This is a genomic window from Pantoea ananatis LMG 2665, from assembly GCF_000710035.2.
GTDB classification, from domain to species: domain Bacteria; phylum Pseudomonadota; class Gammaproteobacteria; order Enterobacterales; family Enterobacteriaceae; genus Pantoea; species Pantoea ananatis.
Genome location: NZ_JMJJ01000003.1, coordinates 1 through 3,726, shown reverse-complemented (window position 1 = coordinate 3,726; position 3,726 = coordinate 1). Strand labels below are relative to the sequence as shown.

Sequence of the window (3,726 nt, the reverse complement as noted above, 5' to 3'; positions counted from 1 at the left end):
GCGGATAATGATGAGAGATTCGGGTTTGATACCGGCAAGCTGGCGATTATCACCGTTAAACGTGGCAGAATGGTGATTGAGCTGGATATTAATCTCTGAACAGCAGATAAAAAGATCCCGGCGCTGTGACCGGGAGTCTTGTGTCGATCAGTCTGGATCGGACGGGGGTGATTTACAGGTCTTGTACTCGTCTATTTTAGCGAATATGTAACCTCCAGTTCCTACCGCAACACCTGCGATTAAGCTCATCACAATAATTCTCTTAAAAGTTGTCCGGTTCATTTCTAATTCCCCAGAAAATAATAAGTCTATTACTGCATCAGAGATTAATAGGAAAATTAAGCAGCAAAGCGTTATATATAAAATACTTAAACACATCAAAGTTAAGGTTTGCTTATTTTTTCTCATTTATCTTGTCCTTCACTTTATTGCCTATATATTCGCTACCAGCCGCACCGAATACGTCGCTCGCAAGACCTGATGCGCCCCCTAAAACTGGATCCAGTAAACTTGGCCCCCAAAGACCAATAGCTCCACCGACTCCAGCACCAATAATCGCCCCACTGACAGCGCCTTTGTCCGGCCCATCCGTAAACACCGCACTGCCTGCCGCTATTCCCACGTTCTGCCAGACACCACGGCCAAGGGCTAATACACCGGTCACAGCCGCAGAAGCGCTCCCCCAGTAATCCCAGGTTTTCTGCTGATTTTCAGGCAGGCTCTGATTCTTCTCACTGTTTATATCGAACCACTTGTAAGTCCCATTTGCTCTTTCAGCGACGGTTGCACCTGCCACAACTTTCCCGATGCTTGCCGCCGGCCCTAAATAACCTGCAACGGCAATCAGTACGCCCTCTTTATAACCCTCAACAATGGTTTTGGTGATTTTTGCGCCTTCCGGTAAATCACCTTTCGCATTTTTACTCAGCGCTGCGTTAATTTCTTCCGCTGCGCACCGGCTTCAGTCATTGAGGTGCCCAGCGATGTCGAAGCCTGGCCGTAACTGTTCAGCCCGCCTGGCAGCGAGAGGCTATTATTCTCAACTGTATCATTATCACCGCTCAGGACACCCGCGAGCCGTAGGGCTGCCTGGAAGGCCTGAGCCTGACGTGTATTCATCTTAAGAAGGTCAGCCACTGGCTGAAAGACTTCCCCGGTGCGCTACAGGAGAGATGTCCCGCACCGGTTATCCGCAGAACGAAGAGCTGAAAGGATCAAGTAAAATCCTAGCCAGAGAGGCCGGGATTGGTGATTTATTCAGAGGGACTCTGTTGATCTTTTCGCTCCTTTAACAAGACCTTTATCCAGATCCCGACACCCAAAATAAGGCCGCCGACATACCCGGTTCTGAAGAAAGAGTCAAAAACATTGCTCCAACTGAACTGGAAAAAACCTTTTTTAAAATAAATAATCGCTGATGCAAGTAGTTCAGCTACAACATCGCCAATGAAAAATAAAATCAGGCAACTCAATATCAGTTTGACTAAACTAAAGAGATTATTTTTTAGCATCGGTTTTATCCTTCTTATCGAGTTCATCTTTTACAGCATTCCCTGTTTTCTCACCGATGTAGCCTCCAAGAACCGCTCCTGTTAAATCAGATACTGCATCTTTTCCAAGCTTTGAACCGACCCCTTTTATTATTTCGCCTCCTACGCCACCAACGACAGTACCTGCTCCAGCGCCTGCCATAGAGTTAACCGGATTCTCCCCTTTAATCCCGCTTCCTATTGCTGCTCCCCCTATGTTGATTGGAGTTGAAGCTATAATGCCTTTCCCTGTCGTTGCGGCTGCTGTCACCCCAGCCATTATTGCATCGACATAACTGAACGGATCTTTTCCTGCGAGCTGAACGCCAGTATCAACACCTACCCCAATCGCTACATCAGTGGCCATACCTTTTATTGTGGTTAACAGCACTTTAACTCCAAACATCAGTGGCGCATCACCAATACTGGCATTCGATTTATGGTAGCCCCAGGTGTTCATGATGCTTGAGCTTTAGACATGACTTCAGAGTCAGGGTTACGTTTTATGTAATCCTTGCCAGAGAGCAGCCCGGTAACCAACTATTGTGCTACCGCTCGCCCAAAGGCTTTTTCCATTTCAGAGGCTTAAACTCGCAGATTTCCGGCTAGTTCAGCCCACGCTGTGCCGGTCATTTCTGAAGGGTATCTAGTAAATTTGGATACCAGAGCATCACTGCGTATGTCAGCATTTTCTAGTTTGATCAGCTCATTAGCCGATTCCAGTGATTTATCGCTGTTCATGATTTGCTCAATGACTTTATCGAGTTTGTCTGAAGATGTGGCTCCGAGCGCATTATTCGCCACAGAGAAAATTTATTTTAAACCTTGAATAACTGTTTTTTTGCCTAAAGCAACTACTTCGCAGTCCATTTCATCAAGTAGACCTAATGTTAAAAATACTACCCCATTTAATGACCAGAAATTATTCATCCACTCAAGCTCAGATTTAATATTGGCTACTTCCAATTCTTTCTTTCCAGACGGAGCAATTGCAAAAAAAATTTTTTTCTCGTCCTTAATTAACTTTGATAAATTATCTAACAATGAAACATCAAAAGATGCAGTCCCTGACAACGCTAATCCATCACCATAATTAAAAATAAAATCATTTTTATTTGACATAAAATCAAAATTGTAGCCCCTTGACTTCAAAAGGCCCCACGTTTTTTTATATCTTATCAAACGAGTGTCAGGTTGCTTTCCAGACAATTGAATGTAAATATAAATAGTCTCTATATCAGCAGAGGTTGATAGCTTTTTAACCATTTCTTTTATAATGGTTAAAGTTCCATCGCTACGCTTCATATTTTTTATTTCCCAGCTAACTGCTGATATATTTTCTCCTGCAACCCCCAGTGAATCAAAATTGGCAATTTCATTTTTAAAACTAATATTGCTAGCATAACGTATGGTAATATCAGTAATCATAATGATTCCCTTCCTGATCGTTAAAATGAGGGCCTCTATTTTGGATATCTTTCTCGCCAAAGAAATGGCCTTTAGCATCATCCCTTATTTGTATAGTTTGTGTACCACCTCCAGGTTTGGGTACATCAAACTCATAGATTTTTCCTGGCTGAGAATTCCCTCTTTTATCTACATTAGGAAGCACTCTATCCGGATTTTTACCCACTGGAATTCCTGATTGCCGTTTTGCCTCGTTGAATGCACCAGCTCTACCTGCTCCCTCAGGTGACATGTTCTCAGGCCGTGAACCTTCGGATTGATAAGCCAAATCATCCCTATTCGGCCCATCCGGGATTGGGATGACTGTCGTATTACTGCCCGCATTCGGCACATCACTGGTATTCCCGGTATGACTGCTGCCGTTCTGATCACGTTGATCCGGAGTGGTTAGCGTCGTGCCTTTATTCTGCCCTGGGATGGGATTAGTCAGCGTATTGTCAACTAAAGGCCGGTCAAGCACCGGTAATGGAAGCAGAGTGCCTTTCTGACTCTCGACCATTTCCTTATATACCGCCTGCTGTGCCGGAGTCAGCCGCTCTATTTCATCGGCTTTACCCGTCATGGCCGCTGCCAGTATCAATGTACGATCGGCCTCGGAAAGGTTGTCCATCGCCGTTTTCGCCACACCGAGGCCCAGCAATGCGCCTAACCCTTTCTCCACAACCATGTTACGGCATGAAGCGATCTCCGCGCATGCTGTGGCACCAAGACGCACAACGGCTGCCAGATT

6 protein-coding genes are annotated in these 3,726 nt (G+C 45.0%); all 6 read right to left on the bottom strand.

All coding sequences use genetic code 11. The annotated features are described in order from the left end of the window. Positions 1–394 precede the first annotated feature (394 nt). Complete coding sequence (locus EL29_RS01840; RefSeq protein ID WP_049800800.1) at positions 395–796, bottom strand: hypothetical protein; 402 nt, start codon at positions 794–796, stop codon at positions 395–397. Positions 797–924: 128 nt separating this feature from the next. Next, the gene (locus tag EL29_RS01835) at positions 925–1,137 is read right to left on the bottom strand and encodes a hypothetical protein (protein WP_146109138.1); all 213 of its coding nucleotides are present in this window, start codon (positions 1,135–1,137) and stop codon (positions 925–927) included. Between the two features lie 116 nt (positions 1,138–1,253). Continuing rightward, complete coding sequence (locus tag EL29_RS01830; protein WP_028714909.1) at positions 1,254–1,511, bottom strand: hypothetical protein; 258 nt, start codon at positions 1,509–1,511, stop codon at positions 1,254–1,256. Further along, complete coding sequence (locus tag EL29_RS01825) at positions 1,498–1,989, bottom strand: hypothetical protein (RefSeq protein WP_028714908.1); 492 nt, start codon at positions 1,987–1,989, stop codon at positions 1,498–1,500. The genes EL29_RS01830 and EL29_RS01825 overlap by 14 nt, the downstream gene beginning before the upstream one ends. A gap of 353 nt (positions 1,990–2,342) precedes the next feature. After that, positions 2,343–2,957, bottom strand: coding sequence for a hypothetical protein (locus EL29_RS01820; protein WP_024472490.1), 615 nt, complete (start codon positions 2,955–2,957; stop codon positions 2,343–2,345). Beyond that, on the bottom strand, positions 2,947–3,726 hold a 780-nt coding region (locus EL29_RS01815), incomplete at its 5' end, for an HNH/endonuclease VII fold putative polymorphic toxin (protein WP_242640086.1). The genes EL29_RS01815 and EL29_RS01820, both read right to left, overlap by 11 nt.

What these genes read in the sequence shown, in the direction of transcription:
- EL29_RS01830 (WP_028714909.1), bottom strand. Translation starts at nt 1,511, where the DNA reads ATGCTAAAAAATAATCTCTTTAGTTTAGTCAAACTGATATTGAGTTGC.
- EL29_RS01825 (WP_028714908.1), bottom strand. Translation starts at nt 1,989, where the DNA reads ATGAACACCTGGGGCTACCATAAATCGAATGCCAGTATTGGTGATGCG.
- EL29_RS01820 (WP_024472490.1), bottom strand. Translation starts at nt 2,957, where the DNA reads ATGATTACTGATATTACCATACGTTATGCTAGCAATATTAGTTTTAAA.